The organism is Methanolobus bombayensis, from assembly GCF_017873415.1.
GTDB lineage: Archaea > Halobacteriota > Methanosarcinia > Methanosarcinales > Methanosarcinaceae > Methanolobus > Methanolobus bombayensis.
Genome location: NZ_JAGGKD010000001.1, coordinates 453,055 through 475,351, shown reverse-complemented (window position 1 = coordinate 475,351; position 22,297 = coordinate 453,055). Strand labels below are relative to the sequence as shown.

The following is a 22,297-nucleotide window of genomic DNA, read 5'->3' as shown; positions in this document are numbered from 1 at the left end:
CTTGTTATAAGGCGGTGATTGTAAGTGTTTTCGCGCGATTTGCGCGGACTCCTTCAAAGGTCATCATCGTATATATACCTTCCGAATCAAGAGATTCGAAGGCAAAGGATGAGCCTTTGATCACACCTGCCTGATGAAATGAAATTATTACTTCATCTTTGGCTACACGATGAACTCATTTTCGTGATGCAGTAACCGCATCACAAGGCTCGTCGCGAGCACCCTTACATAACAGGCTTACTATAAAAACATTGCGGAGCAGTGACTAGAAACACCCCCCACATACAGAAGAAGTTAAAAATAGAATTAAACAATTGCCGGAAACTAACAATAACTAATACATTATAATCAAAGAAAAAAGAATGGATGTCCTTACTTTTTAATGACATCCATAAGTTTGACCCACTTTCTGGTCATTATAACCGTAGTATCCGTGTTATTGATTATTTTTTCAGGGAACAAACCCATGAGGAAATTCTTCAGGAAAGGACGCGTGGTAGAACCAATAAATACTACATCATTATCCTTTGCCTCAGTTGAAAGACTTTTCTCAACATTATCAGAAACAACAAACTTCTCCGAATACTCAACACCTTCAAAGAAGGGTTCAAGGTTCCTGAAAGCTACCTTTGCCCTGCTCTCATCACCGGCAGATCTCCCAACATTGAACATAGTCACATTCGCTTTCTCATTAACTGCCAGATCCCTGGCAAGCTCTGCAGCAAGAGAAGCATGTGGACCTCCTGCCGTAGGTAACAGTATATTCCTGGTATCCTCCAGCTTCTTACCAGGATTAAACCTGCCAACCACCACATCACAAGGTGCCTTGAGCAGCAGAGGATCCAGAGTACTTCCCAGGACAAAATCACGACGGAAAGTTCGTCCCCTCCAGCCCATGACAAGCATATCCGGCTTTTCCTCATCGATAGTATCAAGTATGGAATCAGAAGCATTTCTTCCAACCTTAATGATACCCCCTGCTGGCACATCGACAGAAGATATAAGATCCCTCATCATTGACTTTCTTTCCCTGACAATCTCATCTGATGCTGACAGAGGAGTCTGCTCAGGGAAGGTCAGAACTTTCAGGAAAACAATGTGACCATTCTTTTCTTTTGCAATAATATTGGCAAGCTTTGCAAGATCACCCGCATTAGCAATATTCTTTATTGGAACCAGTATTTTGTACCCTTTTTCAGCAAATGGTTTTTCCTCATAAACCTTTTTAATTAAATGCTTTGAACGCCTCTTGATCTCTTTCTCAGAGTAAGAGAAATAGAAGAAAGAACCTGCAAGTACCCAGAATACAGTAATTCCCGCAATAAAAGTTGTGTGTTCAATTGACGTTACAAGATAATAACCAATAACAAGCTGAACAATTATTGCAATTACAGGAAGATAAGGAGCAAAAGGCATCTTAAAAGCCCTTTTTAAGTCAGGACGCCTGAATCTTAGAATAATAAGAACTGAATTAACCAGAATGAAAAGAATCAGGAACATTATGTTCGCTGCAGAAGCTACAGTTTCAATTGGAGCAAAGGTCATAGTTGCAATAATGAAATAACTGAAAAGAATGGCATAATGAGGCGTTCTTCTCTTTTCATTGATCCTGGAAAGAGCTTCCGGCAGATAACCCATCCTTCCAAGTGCAAAAGCAACCCTGGATGAAGAATAAACAGTAGCATTCATGGCGCTTATCGTGGAAACAAAACCACCTGCAATAATAAGTATAGAACCAAATGCCATTATCTGGTCTGCAACCCGTATCATACTGAATTCACCGAGTTCTCCAAGATAGATCCAGCTTGGTCCATCTACCTTAATAGCACCTATCAAAGCAAAGGCCACCATTATATAGACAATGACAGCAATCCACAATGAAAGTAATACAGCTCTGGGTATATTCTTTTCCGGATTCTTGACTTCCTCGCCACTCTGAGCAATTATCTCGTATCCCTCAAATGCTATGAAAGTAAGCCCCATTGCAACAAGAAGACCACCAAAACCATTAGGCAGGAATGAAGGATCAGCAAGAAATGCAGCAGACCAGTCAGGCGTCAAAAAAGTTCTGTAAATACCAAAACCTGCAAACACTGCGAGAATAGCAACTTTAAAGAGGGTGACCAGACCACCAATTCTTCCACTTTCCTTTGCTCCAAGATAATTGAGGTAAGCCATGAGAGTGACAATACCAAATGCAGAGACAGTCATCAAAGTGGCCTGAGAGATATCATCATATCCTAAAAAATGAATAACAAATTCTGAAAAGAATGCACCGAATGTAACTGCATAAAGGGAACATGCTATAGTATGGGCTGCCCAATCAACCCATCCGGCAAGAAACCCGAAATGGTTACCTATACCCTCTTTCACCCAGAGATAACTTCCGCCAGCTTCTGGAATTGCAGAACCCAGTTCAGCATATGCAAGACCTGTAAATGTTGCAACGATACCATTTAGCAGGAATGCAAGAAGGACTGCAGGTCCGGCAATTCCTGTGGCAATACCAGTAAGGGCAAATATACCTGCACCTATCATGCCGGCAATACCTATCATCGTTATATCAAAAAGCGTTAAGTCCCTGCTTAAGCTTACCCGAATTTCATTATCTCCTGACACACCTTTTTAGAGAAGCAGCTTCATAGATAATATTTTCCATCTGAATTTAGATATTTGTACCATTTTAAAATTAAATTTAAAAATACAAATGGATAAAAATAAGTTGAGTTCATACCTCATCATCATCACGATTAGCAGATTTTTCGACACCAGTAACCTATATATACCCATACACAGGATTTAAAAAATTATATCAGGTATGCAACATAACTTGTGCATTATAACGTGATGTTTCCAGATCATCCTTTTGATGAATCTGAACATACGTCCTGAAAAACGTGACCAGGAGTCAAACGGAGTATGAGCGGATCGGGGGATCCACACAACATCTATAGCAGTAGCTATGCATATGCAGGCAAAGCAGTGACAACGTTGCTATGCATTTTGATATTATGTACATGCAATGTCGCTTCAACTGAGGAGACAGGTATGTTACAGGGTGTTAGCCACTCATTGACCACAGACATAATACTTGATGTGCCATACTATAACCAGGGTAACACGAACTGGTGTCTTTACTATTGTCTTACCATGATGTTCAATTACAACGGTCAGAATTTAGAAACATGGGAGATGGCAGATTATTTTGATTCCGGATATTACGATACCTTTTCCGAACAATACAATCCGGCAGATACAGAACTTGAAGAATACGCAGAGCAAATATGCACCCTCAAAGTCAAAAAAACAATATGGGGACTGACCATCAAGGATTTTGATAACGAAACCTTTGACGACATTATTAAAAGCAACATCAACAACGGACAGCCAGTCCTCATGGCATTCCAGTATATGAACTCAGACGGAGTAAAAGAAGGCCATGCAATACTCGCAGTTGGATACGACGAGCAGTTCGTCTACCTGACAGACTCCAGCGGTGCGATAACAAAGGGACTCTTTGGCAGTGACAACGGTTACATTGCAGTACCGATAAGCTGGCAGGATTTTAATGAAAAACTTGTCAACAACATTTCACCCTCGAACATGGCATACACCATTGAGATCATAAGCGAAGCGCCTGAAAACTCAGCCGATGGCTCCATCTATCTGACAGATCGCAGTGACAGAGGATTCAGCTGCCTTACCTTCACCAACAGATACGAAGAGAACGACATCGGATTACTGAGATTTGACGGAACCTACGAAAATGGATATTGCATCGTTGATGGCAACGACCTGAACAATACCAGAAAGCCTGAAGAATCTGACAGTATGTCTGTATATTTCACAGTAGGAAATCCCACATCAGAAGAAAACAGATATACAGTGATATGCCAGCTTCAAGATACTGAAACGGGAAAGTTCATAGATGGTTTTGATTATACAACAAGTTTTGATTTATCAGCATACAATACCATCTCAAAAGGTGTGAATTACTCAAACCGGCTACATTCCATAGATTCTGTCAATTATAGAGTTGTAATCACTCTTTTCAATGATGATACGGAAGAGATTGATAGTATTGCCATTGACGTTTTTGATTAAGTTTTTCAAAGAGCACTGTATTAATAAAAATGATTTAGCGAAGTCACTACTTTGTTCTGAAGACTTCCTTTCACTAACTATTTATCCCCTCAGGCAAACCTTATAAGTGGGAGTATAGAGGGAGTGAAGATGACTCAAACACTTGAGGCATCATTTAGAGAAATTGAAAATATCTGGATAACAATGCCAGATGGATGCAATCTTGCAGCAAAGATATGGTTACCTGAGGATGCAGAAAAATATCCTGTTCCTGCAATCATAGAATATATCCCATACAGGAAGCGGGATTTTAAGGCATTAAGGGATTCCCGGATCCATCGTTATTTTGCACAACATGGATATGCCTGCTTGCGCGTAGATCTCAGAGGTAGTGGAGATTCCGAAGGTATCCTCAAGGACGAATACCTTAATCAGGAACTAAAAGATGGCATAGATATACTGAAGTGGACAGCAGCACAGTCCTGGTGTACAGGAAAGATTGGAATGATCGGGATCTCATGGGGAGGATTCAACGGGCTTCAGATAGCAGCGATGAACCCACCTGAATTAAAAGCTATCATAACTGTATGCTCGTCCGATGATCGCTACACAGACGATGTGCATTATATGGGCGGATGTATGCTAACAGACAATTTGTCGTGGGCTTCCACCATGTTCTCCTACAATTCCCTGCCACCTGATCCAGCCATTGTCGGTGAAAGATGGAAAGATATGTGGCTGGAGCGGCTTGAGGGGAGTGGACTTTGGATTAAGAAATGGCTTAGTCATCAGACAAGGGACGATTACTGGAAACATGCCTCTGTAGCAGAAGATTATGAAGCTATCAAATGTCCTGTATTTGCGGTAAGTGGATGGGCAGATGGATATTCGAATACCGTCTTCCGACTTATGGAACATCTGAATGTACCGGGAAAAGCCTTGATCGGTGGCTGGGGACATAAATATCCTCATCTGGGTGGTCCCGGACCTGCAATTGATTTTTTAAACGAAGCAGTAAAATGGTGGGATAAATGGCTCAAGGATATCGATGAGGGGGAAAATGATGAACCGCTGTTTCGGGCATGGATGCAGGACAGCATCTCTCCGATAGTTGCTAAGCGTCCGGGATGGTGGGTAGCAGAAGACCAGTGGCCTTCACCCCGGATCAGGATGCAGGAGTTTGTACTCTCTCCGGGAAAGATACATCTCGAGCCGGAAGAGATTGATGAGGGAGAAATGAGAATTACCAGTCCCTTAAGTGTCGGCCTTTTTGCAGGTAAATGGTACTCTTATTCAGAATCAACGGACCTGCCCAATGACCAGAGTGAAGAGGACGGAGGAGCACTTGTGTTCGACAGTCCTGAACTTGAGGAGGATATCGAGATACTGGGAGCGCCAGAGATCGAACTCGAAATAAGTTCTGACAAACCCATTGCCATGATAGCTATCCGGCTTAATGATGTATGCCGGGAAGGTATATCCACCCGCGTGACCTATGGACTCCTGAATCTCACCCATAGGGATAGCCACGAACATCCTCAAGAACTTAAAGTGGACCACACCTATAAAATAAGGATGCTTATGAACCACGTAGCACAGCGGTTTCCCGCAGGGAACAAGATCCGTGTTGCTATCTCGACATCCTACTGGCCTCTTGCATGGCCAAGCCCTGAACCCCCAAGTTTGACAATTAGGTCAGGAGGAAAGTTGTTCCTTCCCATCCGTCCACCCAGCGAAATGGACAGTGAACTTACGGACCTTGGAGAACCGGTGTTTGCGGAGCCGGTAGCCTCAACACTTCTAGAACCGGCACACAGGGAATGGACGGTCACACACAATCTGGCGACCAATGATGTGACGCAGAGGATCATAAACAATGATGCAAGAATACGCCTGGATGATATCGACCTGGAAATAAAAAAAGATACAAATGAGATCTACATGTATTGCAACAACAACTATGCCACCTTGAGGGGAGAAGTGGTGACAACACGCAGTCTTAAGCGAAAGGATTGGCATACTACCAATATCACCAGAACGGTCCTTACTTCTACAAAGACCCACTTTTGTATCCGAGCAACTCTGGACGCATATGAAGGTGATGCACGTATATTCAGTAAAAGCTGGGACGAGAGGATTCCCCGTCAAATGATGTGAGGGCTGTAATATGAGACAGAACGTTTTTGTTGTGGGTATGGATTCATTTAATTTCGAAAAATTAAAGAGAATCCCTGAAGCAGCTGAATTCGACTTCCATGCTGCCCTTGATATCACCGAGATCCGGAATATCCCCGGTTATAATATGGATGAATTGATCTCTACTGCAGAGCAACGGATCAAAAACACCCCGGGGACCGTCCGGGCCGTAGTCACCTACTTTGATTTCCCCGCAACTGACCTTCTGCCTATCCTTGCCAAAATCTTTGATATTCCCGGACCAAGTCTCGAGAGCATCTTCAAATGTCAGCATAAGTACTGGAGCCGGCTTGAACAGCAACAGGTGATCCCAGATAACATCCCTGCTTTCTGTGCGTTCAATCCCTTTGATGATGAAACACTTTCATCAATCGATATGGAACCGCCATTCTGGATAAAGCCATTCAGATCTTTCCGGTCTTTTCTGGCATTCAGGATAGAATCCAGAGAACAGTTCCATGAACATATCAATGAAATCCGTGAAAATATCAATTTTATCCATGAACCATTCCTCTACCTGCTGAGAAGATACGATATGCCACCAGAGATCGCATACATGAAAGAGAGTTGTCTTGCCGAGAAACCCATCACAGGACATCAATGTACTCTTGAAGGCTATGTATTCAATGGTAATGTTGTCATCTACGGAATTGTTGATTCGATCAGGGATCAACACTTTTCCTCGTTCTCACGATACGAATATCCATCTTCTCTACCCAAAAGGATACAGGGTCGCATGGCAGAGGTATGCCGGCGGTTTATCAAACATATAGGATTAGATAGATCAGTATTCAATGCAGAGTTTTTCTACGACCCCACACTCGATAAGGTAAACTTGCTGGAAATAAATCCCAGGATCTCCCAGTCGCATGCAGACCTTTTTGAGAAGGTACACGGCATATCCCATCATCGAACCATGCTTCAGATAGCTCTTAGTAAAAAACCACGTCCGTTTGCACAGCGTGGAAAGTTCAAGTATGCTGCAAAATTTATGCACAGAACCTTTGAACATGGAAGGGTGACAAAGGTTCCTTCCCGAAAGGAGATAACATTAATTGCAAAAGATATGCCAGACACCATAATCAATCTGCGTGTAAGAGAAGGTCAACATCTTTCAGATCTACAGATGCAGGACAGTTACAGCTACGAACTGGCAGACATCTTCATTGGTGCAGACGAAAGAAAGGAATTGGTGGAAAAATATAATTCGGTCCTTGAAAAAATCTCCTTTTCAATCGAAAGAGATAGATGATATACACTTTTTCTCATCGTTAAAGGTTAAATAAACTCTGTGAATGAAGGACTAGTTGCCAGAATATATTGGAAAAATACATAGTAACATAAAGTTAAATATGGATATTCGTTGCGGATATTCGTTGCTTGAAGCTGAATGCTTAAGAACCACCAATACAGGAGGGTCTTGATTCTCATTTTAGAAAAGAGTGTAAATGTTGAACCGATGTTAAAGACATGCAAAAATTGATAAAAGAAGGGGTTTAATCCCTCTCTGAAAAGTGCATAGTTAAACAAACAACAGAAAATTCAGGCCCATCCAATCTGCTGGAGAGTAATCGTATCATTCCAGATCTTGGTCATGTGCCGGATCAGATCCCCTTCGAACTCCATCAGATAAGCATAGTCTGCAGCAGCAGTTTTCCCTGTTGGCGGTACCGGACCTCCGGGACCTGTCTGTGTTCCATGGAACACGGCACACGCTGCAACTCTGTTTCTTTCTTCATCTGCTGCAAAGAAGAGCAACTCATAATGTCCATCTGGAATTGGAGTCAGTAAGTTCTTCATCCATTCTGTGTAACCTTCTACTGTATCTATTCCATCCAGTGCTCCTGTCTGGGCAGAGAACGTCGCATCAGGATGACAGTACTGCTTACAGCCTTCCCATCCCTTTCCATTTTCACATGCTTCATAGAACTTCCTTGCAGGTTCTAATATTCCACTCATTAATTATCCTCCATCTTCTATAACTTAAGGTATATTTTTGTTTCGAGGTTTTTGCATATATAAATATCTCGTTGCAAAAATACAACACTAAATCACTATTATAACATGGAAATATTCATTGACAGCAGAGTTGAAATGGGGTTTATTAAAAGCACTCTTCATTACATTGAGAAAATTTAACTTCGATATGACATTTACTTAAAAATCTTATTTTAAGGAAAGATTGTAGATGTGAGGGAATTAGAAACTGTTTACTTCTATATGATATCACATAAGAGTAATTGAAAATTTAAAGTTTAAAACAGTAGCATTTTTCACCCTTAACTACATACCTAAAAATTGGTGCGGGAGGTGCGATTCGAACGCACGAACTCCTACGAGACAGGGTCCTAAGCCCTGCTTACAGGGCTACGTAATGTTTATAATATATAATAACAATATATAATATATGAAAAATCCACCTGTCTTTGAAGAAGAAAATAAGGAAATAATGGAAGATTATGCACGCAACCTTGACCTCAACAATTTTAAAGAGGCAACCATCAACACTAAACTATGGAAAGTTTACACTTTCTTAAAATACCACAATAACAAAAACATCAATGATATCACAAAAAAGGACATTGAGAACTACATCCTTTATCGAAGAAAGAACAACAGACAAAAAACAGTCCATAATGATATTGTTGACCTGAGACTTTTCTTCAAGTGGCTAACGCCTGATAATGATTTCTTCGAGAACATCAAATCAAAGGCACCAAAGAACCACCTGCCCACCAAAGAGCTAATTGTAGCCACAGATGTCAAGAAATTATTGCCTGCCTGCAAAACACAACGTGACAGAGCTATTGTTATGTCCTTGTGGGATAGTGCCGCAAGAATTGATGAGATAATGAGTCTTAACCTTGGACATGTAGAGATAGACAAGTATGGAGCTGTTATTGTTGTTGAAGGCAAGACCGGAATGAGAAGAATGAGACTCATTGAAGCGGTTCCAGATTTACAGGCATGGATAAATCAGCATCCATGCAAAAATAATCCAAATGCACCTCTATTTGTTACAATCAGAAAGAGCGGAGAAGGATATAACCGACTAGCAACACGTACCGTTCAAAATATGCTAAAGACACTCGCAAATGATGCAGGTGTAAAAAAGAACATACATCCACATGCATTCAGACACGGAAAAATCACAGATCTTGCCAAGCGTGGTTTCAAGGAAACAGAACTGAGGATTATTGCAGGCTGGGAAGCAGATTCCAAGATGCCCGCCACTTATATCCACCTATCAGGAGAAGATGTTGAAAAGAAGGTCCTTGCTTCTTATGGAATAATAGAAGATGAAACTAAAAAAGAGAGAATGGAGCTAAAACCAATAGAATGTCCGCGTTGCAAGACAAAGAACCCATATGATGCAAAATACTGCAGTACTTGCTCGATGGTCCTTGATGCTGAAACGGCTATGGAATTAGACAATGAAATTGAAACTAAGGATGATATGCTTACAAAAATTGTGCAATCTAGAATTGATGAACTCGTTGAAGAACGATTAAACGAAAAATTAAAAAACATGAAAAATAAAAAATGATAATTCAACATTTTAGATTAAGAAGGGGCAAATCTCTACAACATTGAGTGGATAACTTATTATCCTGTAGAATTCAATTCATATTTTATGATGGCAGATTAACTCAGGTTGCCCACACGATGTTGAAGAGAAACTAAAATATTATCCGACTTTTATCCTCGTTAACGACAGTAACAAGTTTTTTAAAAAATCTAACAATTAACATCAATCAATAACTGTAATTCTTTCTGGTCTTCTATTTGAGCAAAATCCCAGCTTCCAAGTCCTACATATCTGTCATTGTAAAGCATTCTCGGATGCCACATGCGTTCTTTGATTACCGGACACTTTGCTGACATCAGACTTTTATGGTTGGCAAACCTGCTAACTCCCTGGACCTGAATCTTCTTAGCCCTCTTGACAAGATCCCTATGGTCAATATGAGATGTTAGAATATTATAATCCTTTTTCCTGCCACATGCCATGAGTTTTTTGTAATACACCCAATCAATAGTTCTCTTTCCACTAAAATGACCATACATTCCAATTACATCACCAAAATAGTTCCTTATTGAATTCAGACCTTTAACAAAATCTCGTGGATTGTCATGTCCAAATGCAATTAACATGTCATGAAGAATATTGTGAATATCTTCCTTTTCCAGATGCTCAGAGAAATCTATTATTCCAAATGACTCTCTGTTATTTCCCATGAAATGTGTCGTTGGCATTGAATGAACCATCAGTCTATATCCATTAAGGACTGCTTTTGCGTGATTTCTTGATAACATAATTATTTCAACGTTCTTTCTTTTAAGCGTCCTATAGACCTCTGTTTCTGTTTTTGTTTTAGCTTTTTCTTCGTCATCTTCTGGATTATATTTTATGTCTTCCTCTGGTTCAAACTTATTAACGATCATCACTTTTGGATAATCCGAGATGTTGTCAATTATCGGAGAACGTATTTTTCCAGTGATAAGAATGTCTGCACCGTTAGCCATCTCTTGCCAGATCTTCCTTATCTGTCCATAACCTGCAGTTACTTTGATTCCTGGAATTAGCTCTTTTTCATTGAGACTATTCACATATTGTAGAGGAAACTCGTAACTTATCTTGGTATCAGAATTTTTCTGGTTACGCTCACCGATATTTGTGAGCTGTGTTCCTATGAGCTTTGATGATTCAAGATATATTTTTGGAAATATCAAGGGATTCTCATAAATCTCTCCATTGAGTCCATCTTTTGTTTTAGTAATGTAATAAGACCAATCATTTACCTTATGGTCAGAACAGACCTCTGACTCAAAATAAGTTGCGAATGAATATGAAGGGAGCTTGTACTCAAACAAAAGACCTGCCATTAAACTACAATTCCTGCCCCTATGTTCTAAAGTCATTGCTGGAAGGTATAACTGAATGCCATTTTTAATCCCTTGATAAATAGCTTCAGACAATCTCATTTCAATGCCGATGCTATTCTCATGCATCTCAGTCGAGATGAAACCATGTTTATTGTCAATGATCATATCAAAAGGATACTTTCCCATGACAACATCATGACCCCTATTGATGTAGAATTTGCTTATGTGCTCTAAATGTCGGACAGAATAATCTCTGTTAGAAATTACTCGATCCCGATAGAATCCTTTTGACATCGTATCCGGACTGGTGTTAAACCTTATCTGATAGTAGTATTTTCCAAGAGCATTCAGGAAATGAGGAGTCGATTTGTAAATAGTTCCATCATATTTTACAAAATCTATCCATTTGTAGTTCATTATTCGAGCATTTAAAAGATTCAGCCGGATATTGCCGTAGTGTTCCGGAGTAAAATTATAATTCTTCTTTCCCCCTACGATCTTAGCTAAAAGTGGGAAAAATGGTTCAGCTGGTAAAAATTCAAAAAAATCAGCAGCATATTTTCTTTTAGATAATTGATAAGTTATTGCATTAATAAATTTGATAGCAGCAGGACTATCAACTTCTCTTCTGTTAAAGTCGATTCCTTCAATAATATCCCATCGAGCATATTTCTCGTTTGGACCAGGAACTCTTTTTTTCAAATCCATTTGTAAATAACATCCTTTAAAGAGTAAAGAACTGAATACCATCAACGGTATAAAAATATAAAAATCATTTGTATATAACTATTTTACAAAGATATGTATCGTTTTTTAATTTAAAATGAGAAGTTTCTCATTGAAAATAAGAATTATACTTTGAATCAGGAATATATGAGTCAAAGACTTGAATAAACAATATTACATTTAATCTATCCGGAAATTATCAGAAAATTCTATCCAAACCTCACAGGAATCTAGAGGAATTTTGTAGAAAAGAGATAGTTAGTCCTAAGATAACATTGTGAGAATCCAAATCTATGAAATAATCTTTTTAACAAACTATGTTTCATTTACATTATTATCTTTATTACTTAATACGCAAAACATGTTTCTAAGTAGGTCAGAACAATAATTCAAACCTCAAGGGTAGATGCCCTTCCTCTGTTATATGATCTATAAGAAACTAGATAATGTTAGGTCGCATAATGGGTCAATTCTCCCTCTCAAATGAGAAAGAATTATATGCTAAAGTCGATAATGTTATAACACTAACTGAATCAAATGTGTTACTATTCTCCCAAAGAAAACCTACTATTTTTGCAGGGACATGTAGAAGATTGGTAGACATGATTGATTAGAAAAGAATCCTGAATTTTAAAATACTGACATATTCTAAGTAATTGACATTGTTAAAAAAGAGATCTTTTTAATTAAAGACTTCAGGAGATTATTCTCCCGAAGTCTGAGAGTGGATTTGTGGAATCCACTCAATATACTCCTCCTAAATGGTGGTAAAACCGAAATTATACCAGAACCTAGGTGGTCGTATAGAACACATCTTCTCGATATATTGTGAAACCGAAATGACACAAAAACCGATAGTTTTGCGTTTGCAAGCTCTCCTCAAAACACCAAGAAATAATCCGGTAGAAATCTAGTTTTGTAATGAATCAGGATGCAGATCTTTGTGTAATTAGTCATCGAACCCCGGGATATATCGGAATATAACATATTTCCGGTATTAGAAATATTCATTTTTTTAATATATAAATATTTTGTATGGTAATACCCTCTATGAAAAAACGTATATGGGAACTTCCCTAATTTAGTTAAAATATTATAATTTACAGCGTAACACTGTGAACATTGCAAAAAGACCCCACGTAATCTAGTTAGTGAGAGAGCAGACAGAAAGCAATTTTTTGGGAGGTTATTTAACCCTGACTTGCCATAGTAGTTTAGATTGTCAGACCTGAAAATGTGAGAAATATAAATACGTATGAATTTTAATGTTTTTCCAGATTTTTTAGAATGTTTTTTGTGTATTTGTGTGAGATTTGTCCTGGGAGTTTCAGGGATTTGTCCGTAGGAATTTTGGATCTGGCATGTTCTTCACTTTGGCGAATTATGTAGACAGTTGTGATGTTACATTTTGAACTTATTGTATATGTATGAATGTGGCCGAAGGCCCAGTTGAATTTATTATTTTAAGATTTTTTGTTACTCTTTTTATGATGTAGTATTTTTTAACGTTGTGGCATTTTTTAGATTAATTCTAATCTTTGTTATAGCAAGCTATTTCCCATATGTGATATCTTTTTGTACATCTTTTCACTGAAGTTATAGATTACATAGATTTTTTTAACAGTTGTTTTTTTATTTTTGTTGTATACTTTTAAATACTGTAAAGTTTGACCTTTGATGATATGTTCAGGATAGAATTTTGCAATATTGTGGATGATATTCTCTTCGGGAATACAGCATAAGTTTTTTTAATATCACGGAATGAGTAATAATTTTATCAGAACATATCAAATAATTGATAATAATTAAATTTTAAAAAAAAAGCATACCTTTTGTGTAAGTTCAAAAACAATGACGAATATATTTAGCCAATTAAACCTTCAATACTTCAGTCCAAAATCTAAGTGTTGTTTGCTTAATCTCTCCTATCTTAATGTCAGTCTGGCTGGAGATATACTATCTCTTTTGTAAAATCTTTTATGAGGTTCTATGAAATAACAATGTTCGATTGTTGATAGGTATAGTCACTCTTTTTACAAAGAGAACAGATATTAAATTGACATATGTTTTTGCTGATCAGTTCATATTTCAATCAAAAATAAACACATTTTTTGTCTGCCTTGAAAATGTATATTTTCATTGCCACTTTACACTAATTCTAAACATTCTTCTAACTCATGCCAGCATAAAAAGGATGTTTTTTAGATATAAATAAAATAATGTGGATTAAATACTAACATTTGCGGATTTTATCCAAAGTTAGAAAAGTATATATAATAACCAGAACTATATTAGTATGGTTGAAATAATGTATCAGAGTTTAACTCTGCATTAAAAGACCTATAGCTTATGTCCGAGATACTTGTTCTCGACATGATGCTATGATATGAGATAGTACAATCGTATATTCAAATATACCCTGGATGGGATCTAGAAGTAGATCATGTTCATGCTGTACGTGGTTTAGAACTATGAGAGGTTTCGACTTCTTCCAAAATTTACACGCTTTGATATCTGAGCTTCCAGTCAGAAAGCATTAGTTCACACTGTGTTTGGATGACCAAGTTCAGGAAAAGGAAAAAATGCACACCTTTCAGGACATCAAAGTGAGAATGTCAAACTAAAGAAAAACAGACAGTACACTCTGATAGATAATGGGTGTAACTAGTTACAAACCACGAGGTATGAATATGGATAAATTTACATCTGGTGATAGCAATATCTCTGACGATATAATATCTCAATTACCAAAGTCATTACAACTAATGGTAGAGATCGAGGACAGAGCAAATGCTAAACTTCGTTTGATACTGAAAGATATTGAAGAAGGAAAAACCACCCTTGAAGAGGTCAAGAAAAAAAGAGGGATTTGACCTTCATTCCTATTTTTCTTAAATAATAAGGTTCTCTAGAATATTTCCTAACCGACATGCGGAATACATTGTCCAGTATTCCGTAAGAACTTTCTTTTTATTCTGGTAAGTTCTATGAAAACTTTTCATTACATATTGTTCTTTTAGTGACTGCAAGGTATATTTCATTGTTTTCTCTTTTAATTTTCCTATAGACCTTTTGCAGTATGGCCTGAATGATCTTACATAAAGTAATTTTACTAAATGATAAAAGTTATAACAATATTTGTAAAAATGGATTAAGGTGTTTTTCAAATATAATTAAATCAATAGCAATAACCTCTGAATCAAACGTATAATTAAGCATGTAAACCTCTAACCTTGTAATATTGTAAACTCGTAATATTGTAAGCTGGTAATGTTATAACATTGTAATTATATTGATTATTAAATAATTATTTATACTATATGTGTTTACAATAAAATACCTGAATAAGTTAGGTGAACAATATGAATATAAATTCACTTTCAATGAATACCACTGTCCATACGGATGGAAGAATAATATGGGTAACTAGAGGCGAGGAATGCGCAGTTCGAATTGAAAACATTGATAAGCTCATGCAGTATCCCGATTTAACAAAAATACACTGCACAATTTTAAGCCAAACTTCAAAATATTTAGATGTCGTTATAGATGAACCATACAGTGAAGAAGAATTAGTGCGCCTTACTAAGGAAGCAGTACAAAGTGTTAATGAAAAAATACAACGTTTAAATGACGGCATTTATGAAAAAACAGAAATGACAAAGGAAGAAATTCTAAAAGATGTCTGCGTTGAGACCAATGGAAAGAAAATATGGATAAATACCGGAAAAGGCTGTGCAGTCCGGATTGCAGACGTTGATAAGCTCATGCAATCTCCTGATTTTACAGAAATGGATTGTATATTAGATCAAAATGCAAACTTTGTACAGATCTATATAGGATACACTATGAATACATAAAGTCTAGAGTAGATTCGAGTTATTTAGATGAGTTGTTAATAACTTATATTGAAAATACTTAGGCTTTGTAGACTAATGATTGGAGCTACCATCCAGAATTACATTACATAAACCTTAATTCTGAATGAATTGGAGAGATTTCTACAAAGCCAAAGCTCTATTTTACTTTTAAACTTCAAAGTAAACTCTCCATCAAAGTGGGAATCCAGCTCTTTCAGAGATAATTTAAGTTCTGGATACGAGCTACTCTAGCTTTTGTTAAAATAATCTATTCACTTTCACTTCACTTGGCTCATCAGAATATATATTCAAAACATACCATATTACATGAGTGAAAAACCAATTACAAATGAACGTGAGTTGTACATTAGAATCAATGAGTATCGTAACGAACAAGGAACAGGTGCTTTAACATCATATGACTTGTATCCATTCATTGAAACACAATCAAGTGATCTACCTCCTGACATTGTACTTAGAATCATCATTCTAGGAAATGCGTGTGCCTGGGGAATATATGATACAGCATGTCAGCATCTCAAAAATTATATACAAGCTTTCAGACATTACCAAATATTCAATATCTAAAAAGTGAAGAAATATGTGGGAATTCAAACAAGTAATTGTGATACCTGAAGATGTGGAAATGTCTCCCGGGAAACTTGGAGTTCAGGTTGCTCATGCATCTATAACTCCAATCCTCAAAAATCTGGACCGTCTTGATGATATTAAAGAATGGTTCGATGATGGAAAACAACAAAAGAAAGTTGTTCTGAAGATCAAGAATCGAACCAAATTATTGAACTTCAGAGACAAAGCAATTGATGAAGGATATATCTGTGAACTTATACGCGATGCGGGAAGGACAGAAGTGGAACCAGGGACAATTACAGCATTGGGTTTTTTCCCTATGAAAAGTGAAGATATCGATAAATTAACAAAGAAACTGAGTTTGTTCTCTTGAAAACAGTAGTATGCAAGCTATAGACTGTTATTTCTCAATGCTAATTGTTATGGGTTGTGCCGCCTGCGGCGGATGGCTGTACTGTTTTTAGTTACTAAAGAGAATTATAGGTTTGAATCCACTTGTTTTTTTCTTTTGATTATGAACTTATTTCAAAACTCCTCTTACAGCTTTTTCCAGAACAACCTGAAACATGCAATATCTAGTATTCTTTTGAAAACAACATTACGCTTTTTTCATATTTGAGAATCCTGACTATCTTCTGACATACCACGAATACGCGTAAAATACGCGCAAAACGCATAAAATACGTGTATATCAAAAAGTTCATTCATTCAAAACTAGAATGTGCCTTTTGCATGTCCTTTATGAATGATGGATCCATTCCCCTTCAGCCGACGTAGTAAAGTATATGCCAGGTATTTTTCTTTGATGAATTTCCCCTTTGCCTGAGATATTGCGAGTAGTAATGCAGAGTGAGAAGAAAAGAGAGGTACTTAGCAAAATGGAGATGGAATAACTAAAAAAGTAGTTGGTGTTGTTTCATGCAACAATGGCCAACGATTCTGAACCAGCGGGTAAATTCATTGAATTGAGTGTAGATACACCGGTTTCACGAAGAAGCTTGTGGTTTCTTTTTTGAACACTCATTGTTAACTTTAATTCGATTGTTTTTGGGGAAATATCAATGTTTACATTCAGATTCTGACATTTTTGAACATCGAATTTCTTAACTCCAAATCTACGAGAGGCATCAATAATTTCCACACCCATGATAGAATTGTCTTCGCCGATATCCAAAATTATTCCATCTACATCGATGGATGACTTATATTTCACACCTTTAGAATATGCGAAAAAGCTGTCATTTTGATAATCATAATCGGCTGAACCATCACGCTTAATCTTGCGCTCGCTCATCGTCTCTCATTCTCCTCTTGGATGCTTCTTTAAAACATGTCACTAAAGAATATTGGATAGGATCTAAGTCCTTTACACCAAATATTATTATTAAATCGTAATCTTCATTATATCGATACAAGACTTTAAACTTTTGCTCGTTTTGTTGCAAAATACCTACTGGTGTGCAATCGAAGATTGTGTGGTAAACTTCTTTTGAAAACTCCTCTCCAAAACGAGTCTCAATCCTTTTTCGGAAATGCATTGTTTCATGGATATTTTCCACAGTGATAGTGGACAGATACTGACCAAATGCGTAGATATCCAATGATTCCATATGTAACTCCTCTGTATTAAGTATGCTAATTAGGTATATACGTTGTCATTTTTAATGATTCCCACATCAATCATGCTTATATCGCTAGTTCCACTCGAAAATAGTCTTTTGTATCTGCATTAGTTCAATAGCGGTCATCATGGACTGTGCCGCCTTCGGCGGAATGGTTGTGCTGTTTTAGTTATGCATAAGAGGCAATTGAGCCTTATCATGTTGTTTTTCTTTAAATTATTCTGTAGACCTCTTGTTTTCTTCATTTTCCTATCAACTTTGAAACATAAGTAAATCCGCCGACAATTAGCCCTACTACAAACAACGTTCTCAATAATTGCTTTGCAGCTGTCATGAAATGATATAGGGCAATACAGAGATCCCATGCCTGATGAGCAGTAGCTCCAGCAACAATTGCCACTACTCCTATAATGACTATTTTAATATAATCTTCCATAGTCATTGAATCACATGATGTCGTGCTATATTATATTAAAAATAACTTGCCTGCAGTCATTGTGGCTATTAAATTGATTAGAATGGAGTTTGTTGTGAGAAATCAAACATGTCTTTCTGCTTGAAGACCTCTTCGACTTCTTTATCTAAATACTCATCAATCCCTTTTTTTTTAATCTCTTGAATCAGATTAAAGGTTCTTGCATGTGCATTTTGCAATATTGAACTATATGAATTTGGATATATTTTAATCTGTTTTTGTCCCCAATCTCAGTGAATTCACAACCAAACTCCACGTTTGTCCCAAGAACAAAACAATTTAGTATTGTATCGCTCTCTATTCGCCCGGCTTTACGTATCTCTTTTGCATAGTATTGGACTTGGTACAAATCTTCATCACATATGGTGTGTCCACCCTTCTTCAAGAAGATAAGGAACAATACCTTTCAGCTCTTTTAATATCTGCTGACCTGCACGACCACTTCAAAGACATTTCTTTTTTCAACAATCATATAGAGGAATTAAAAACAAAAGGATTTGTAACAAGGAAGTTCTTCCAATCAAAAAGCATCAAGTTCTTTGATAACAACGTTGGTAAATCGGAAAACTTTGAAAAGATGGGGCGAGGTAAATACAGATTAAAACATTGAAGCGGTTTAGAGTCCATCTTGAATGACTATGGAAAACTCAGAAATGCATTGTACCTGGAAAACTAGTGATATAAATAAAAACAAGAGATGAACATCATGCGATGCTCATCCATCCTCCTAGCCAACCCGAAGGGTATCCCTAAAACAGCCTAAGCGGCGCATGAGCGTCAACTACAACCTGCGTTTCCAACGCACCACCAAGCCCAAGTGGCGTTTGAACGTACTTATAATATGAGCATCGCATTTTTTGAATTACTTTTTTTGCACGGATGCGAACCTGGGAGCACCGGTGCACCAGCCATCTTGAAGCACTGTGGTCCGAGCACCTACCGGAGCAGAGGACGACAGTGTGTCCAATACCAATGCAAGGCGGTGCGCCGCCCGCAGTACCGCGAAGGCAGCGAGGACGGAAACCGCCAAAATGTCCCTATCCTAAGGATATATGTTACTTTACTCCTTTTATGGGTGTTGATGGTGATTAATTGATAAACAAAACCAACACATACATTCAAATTTATTATATGTGTAAGTGAAATGGAGATAGTAACAAAATAGAATAACTTCAAATTAATTTCGAATATTATTTAAAGGAATATTACAAATATAACATAAATTTATTGTATATGAATTATGCCGAGTATCAAATTAATCAGTGGGAATTAAATGATCGAACTTGTATCAAACATAGGACAAGTGGTCCGAAAAACCGAAGGTGACAAAGACTTAATTGATTTATGGCAAAAAAACGAGGCTGATGATTATGAATTTACACTAATTGTTAATATCAGCAATCAGAAAATAGATTTAGACTTGAAAGCTTTTGAAAAGAAAATATTTAAAGATGGTCTTTTTTACCAGCAAGGCAATTGGAGTATAGGTTCTATAATCAAAATTAACAAATTCAAAGATACAAAGGAAAATAAGAAAAAGATTGTAACAAAAATATTGCGGGCTTTGGATTTCTTAGATATTTCCGGTGACGCTATAATAAATGAAATAAATAATTCTGTATTTTCTAAAGTTTCTGAATATGAAAACAAAAGTTTCGTAATATTGTTCACTAAAGATAGCGATCTTCCAATTAATTCATTGAAATATAAATTTGTTGAAGCGATTGAAGACAAGGGACTAAAGAAAACAGATTACTCTGGAACCTGCCAGATTTGTGGCACTCAATCAAATGGACTTTACAACAGTATTGTTTACAAATGTTTCACAAATGACAAAGAAATTTATTCAAATACTGATTCTTCGCCATCACATGGAATCTGTAGAGAATGTATTTATGATATACTTCACGGAAAAAGCCATGTTGACAAGTATCTAAAAACGTGGTGGAGTGGAAGTGAAGTTTTATTTTTACCACACAAATACAATGCTGATATTAAAAAGATATATGAAGAATATTCTATAAATGAATCTAATAGTACTACCCTTTTATCCAAAATTCGCGAAAATGAAACAGATGTTCTATACGAAATTGGTGATTGTGGTGCTTTAGTTGATATTTTATTCATTAATGACAATAAGAGTAATTCTGAATGGAAAATAACCTATCATATAAGAAATGTTATTCCATCTCGTTTTAATAAGATTTCAAATTTAGAATATAAATATAAGAGTAAAAAAGGCACCCCATTGACATTTTACCTAATAATAAATTATCTTCTTAATGGGAAGATAAAGAAAAAAGAAATGTTCAAAACAGGAGAAGCAAAGAGCTTTTTGAAAGATATTTTTTATGGCAATAAACTCAACAGAAATTTATTCTTTTACCGTGCAATGCAAAAATATCGCCTTCAGTACTTCGAAGATGAAAATAATGGGAGAATGCCGAGTCTAATCATGATTCATAGAATTTATAATTTTTTAGTTGATTGTGGCTGTTTAGAAAATGGTTGGAACTTAGTTGTAGAAAATGAAGATGGTGATTATAGTATGAGCGAATATGAAAGCATAGATGATTTCTTTGCAAAGAACAGCGATTTTTTTTCTAGTGATACTAAGAAAGCTTGGTTTTTACTTGGGCGTTTGTATAGCAATATGATCTATGAATCAAAAAAATATAAAGGTGGAGAAAATAATAACAATGTTGAATCCTACCTCGAAAAGAATTTTTTCTTTGGAAGAAAATATGATTTTACCACTTTTGTCTATCTATCAAATCAATGTTCTGAATTGATGCATAAATATGGCGTACAAAACAAAATACATTTGAAGAATCTAGCATCAGATACAAAGGGATTAATGGGTTCCGGTTTAGAGAAACTTTCAAGCGATGAAGCAAAATATATTTTCTTTTGGGGAATGCAACAATGGATTGCAAATCCAAAAGATGCAGACAAAATTGCTGAAGGAGATGAGGAGTAATGGCAAATACAAGGGAATTTTTACTTTTATGGGATAGTACGATGGCTAATCCGAATGGAGACATGTTAAACGATAATCAACCAAGACATGATGAAATAACAGGACAACTAGAAGTTTCTGATGTCAGAATTAAGCGCTTTGTAAGAGATGAATGGCAATCAAAGGGATACAATGTCCTTGTTCGTACGAAAAGAGATAATAAAGGAAAAGTGATGTCATGCACAAAATTGATAGATGAACTCAAAAAGGAGAATAACCTGAAAGATGAAAATCTTATAGCTCATTTATTAAATGAATACATAGATGTGAGACTGTTTGGTGCTGTAATTACAAAACCAAAAAATGATATTACTGGACCTTTGCAAATAATGTGGAGCAAATCTATAAATTCTGCTGAAATAAAATTCATGCAAGGAAATTCTGCTTATGCCAGTGGAGAAGACCGAGGTCAGTCATCAATTTGGTCCAAACATATATCCCCATATGCTATTTTCAAAACCTATGCTGTTTATAATGATAATACTGCAAAGAGGCAGGGTATTGAAGTATCTGAAAATGATTTGGCTGCCTTTACTGAATCACTTATAAGTGGATTAATCAATTATAGGAGCACATCTAAGAACCAGATGCCAAGATTGCTTGTAGAGGTCATATACAAAGAACAAAGAATTGATGGCGAATTAAATTATCTAGATGTGAATTATGACATTCCTGACAATGAATTAAGGGATGTATCACAAGTAGACATAAACCTTGAAAAGCTTGTTAATTACTATCACAGTAAGAAAAGCGATATTGAAAAAGTGCGAATATATATGCATGGCAGTATAACTATAGAAAATCTGGATAAAGATTTTGAAATAATCCGTTTCTAAAA

At 36.7% G+C, this 22,297-nt stretch carries 17 protein-coding genes; 10 read left to right on the top strand and 7 right to left on the bottom strand.

Annotated features, from left to right (window positions below; translation table 11 throughout):
• Positions 1–372: 372 nt before the first annotated feature.
• On the bottom strand, positions 373–2,619 hold the full coding sequence (locus tag J2746_RS14940) for an amino acid permease (RefSeq protein ID WP_342451758.1): 2,247 nt from the start codon (positions 2,617–2,619) through the stop codon (positions 373–375).
• A 300-nt stretch (positions 2,620–2,919) separates the two neighbouring features.
• On the opposite strand from J2746_RS14940, the gene J2746_RS02400 reads away from it, so the two are divergent.
• From J2746_RS02400 to J2746_RS02390, 3 genes are all read left to right on the top strand, one after another.
• On the top strand, positions 2,920–4,104 hold the full coding sequence (locus J2746_RS02400) for a C39 family peptidase (protein WP_209615598.1): 1,185 nt from the start codon (positions 2,920–2,922) through the stop codon (positions 4,102–4,104).
• Positions 4,105–4,233: 129 nt separating this feature from the next.
• Positions 4,234–6,240, top strand: a complete 2,007-nt coding sequence (locus J2746_RS02395) for a CocE/NonD family hydrolase (protein WP_209615594.1) — start codon at positions 4,234–4,236, stop codon at positions 6,238–6,240.
• Positions 6,241–6,250: 10 nt separating this feature from the next.
• On the top strand, positions 6,251–7,531 hold the full coding sequence (locus tag J2746_RS02390) for an ATP-grasp domain-containing protein (RefSeq protein WP_209615592.1): 1,281 nt from the start codon (positions 6,251–6,253) through the stop codon (positions 7,529–7,531).
• Between the two features lie 290 nt (positions 7,532–7,821).
• On the opposite strand, the gene J2746_RS02385 is transcribed toward J2746_RS02390, so the two are convergent.
• The gene (locus J2746_RS02385) at positions 7,822–8,238 is read right to left on the bottom strand and encodes a nuclear transport factor 2 family protein (RefSeq protein WP_209615590.1); all 417 of its coding nucleotides are present in this window, start codon (positions 8,236–8,238) and stop codon (positions 7,822–7,824) included.
• Positions 8,239–8,686: 448 nt separating this feature from the next.
• Here J2746_RS02385 and J2746_RS02380 point away from each other — a divergent pair, with 448 nt between their 5' ends.
• Positions 8,687–9,826 carry a site-specific integrase gene (locus J2746_RS02380; protein WP_209615588.1) on the top strand — a complete coding sequence of 380 codons (1,140 nt, stop codon included), beginning with the start codon at positions 8,687–8,689 and terminating at the stop codon, positions 9,824–9,826.
• 191 nt (positions 9,827–10,017) lie between these two features.
• Here J2746_RS02380 and J2746_RS02375 read toward each other — a convergent pair whose 3' ends face one another.
• Entirely contained in the window at positions 10,018–11,874 is a 1,857-nt protein-coding gene (locus J2746_RS02375) for a hypothetical protein (RefSeq protein ID WP_209615582.1), read from the bottom strand.
• 2,708 nt (positions 11,875–14,582) lie between these two features.
• Between J2746_RS02375 and J2746_RS02370 the strand changes: the two genes are divergently transcribed.
• Together J2746_RS02370 and J2746_RS02365 are read left to right on the top strand one after the other, a co-directional pair.
• Positions 14,583–14,765 (top strand): hypothetical protein, encoded by a 183-nt coding sequence (locus J2746_RS02370; RefSeq protein ID WP_209615581.1) that lies wholly within the window; start codon positions 14,583–14,585, stop codon positions 14,763–14,765.
• Positions 14,766–15,254: 489 nt separating this feature from the next.
• Complete coding sequence (locus tag J2746_RS02365) at positions 15,255–15,752, top strand: hypothetical protein (protein ID WP_209615580.1); 498 nt, start codon at positions 15,255–15,257, stop codon at positions 15,750–15,752.
• A 323-nt stretch (positions 15,753–16,075) separates the two neighbouring features.
• Here the strand turns inward: J2746_RS02365 and J2746_RS02360 are convergent, their stop codons facing one another.
• Positions 16,076–16,240 (bottom strand): hypothetical protein, encoded by a 165-nt coding sequence (locus J2746_RS02360; RefSeq protein ID WP_209615577.1) that lies wholly within the window; start codon positions 16,238–16,240, stop codon positions 16,076–16,078.
• Between the two features lie 113 nt (positions 16,241–16,353).
• Between J2746_RS02360 and pth2 the strand changes: the two genes are divergently transcribed.
• A complete protein-coding gene (gene pth2, locus J2746_RS02355; protein ID WP_209615575.1) occupies positions 16,354–16,716 on the top strand; it encodes an aminoacyl-tRNA hydrolase in 363 nt (120 codons plus the stop codon).
• 543 nt (positions 16,717–17,259) lie between these two features.
• Here pth2 and J2746_RS02350 read toward each other — a convergent pair.
• The 3 genes from J2746_RS02350 to J2746_RS02340 all read right to left on the bottom strand — a co-directional run bounded on the left by J2746_RS02350 (position 17,260) and on the right by J2746_RS02340 (position 18,407).
• Complete coding sequence (locus J2746_RS02350) at positions 17,260–17,637, bottom strand: DUF2283 domain-containing protein (RefSeq protein WP_209615573.1); 378 nt, start codon at positions 17,635–17,637, stop codon at positions 17,260–17,262.
• Positions 17,618–17,953: a hypothetical protein gene (locus J2746_RS02345; protein WP_209615571.1), complete on the bottom strand. Its 336-nt coding sequence runs from the start codon at positions 17,951–17,953 to the stop codon at positions 17,618–17,620. Before J2746_RS02345 ends, J2746_RS02350 begins: the two co-directional genes overlap by 20 nt.
• 253 nt (positions 17,954–18,206) lie before the next feature.
• Positions 18,207–18,407, bottom strand: a complete 201-nt coding sequence (locus J2746_RS02340) for a hypothetical protein (RefSeq protein WP_209615570.1) — start codon at positions 18,405–18,407, stop codon at positions 18,207–18,209.
• 373 nt (positions 18,408–18,780) lie between these two features.
• Here J2746_RS02340 and J2746_RS02335 point away from each other — a divergent pair, with 373 nt between their 5' ends.
• The 3 genes from J2746_RS02335 (at position 18,781) to cas7b (ending at position 22,295) form a co-directional block, all read left to right on the top strand.
• Entirely contained in the window at positions 18,781–19,050 is a 270-nt protein-coding gene (locus J2746_RS02335) for a hypothetical protein (protein ID WP_209615568.1), read from the top strand.
• Between the two features lie 663 nt (positions 19,051–19,713).
• Positions 19,714–21,420, top strand: coding sequence for a TIGR02556 family CRISPR-associated protein (locus J2746_RS02330; protein ID WP_209615566.1), 1,707 nt, complete (start codon positions 19,714–19,716; stop codon positions 21,418–21,420).
• Positions 21,420–22,295 carry a type I-B CRISPR-associated protein Cas7/Csh2 gene (cas7b, locus tag J2746_RS02325; protein ID WP_209615564.1) on the top strand — a complete coding sequence of 292 codons (876 nt, stop codon included), beginning with the start codon at positions 21,420–21,422 and terminating at the stop codon, positions 22,293–22,295. Before J2746_RS02330 ends, cas7b begins: the two co-directional genes overlap by 1 nt.
• Positions 22,296–22,297: the final 2 nt, after the last annotated feature.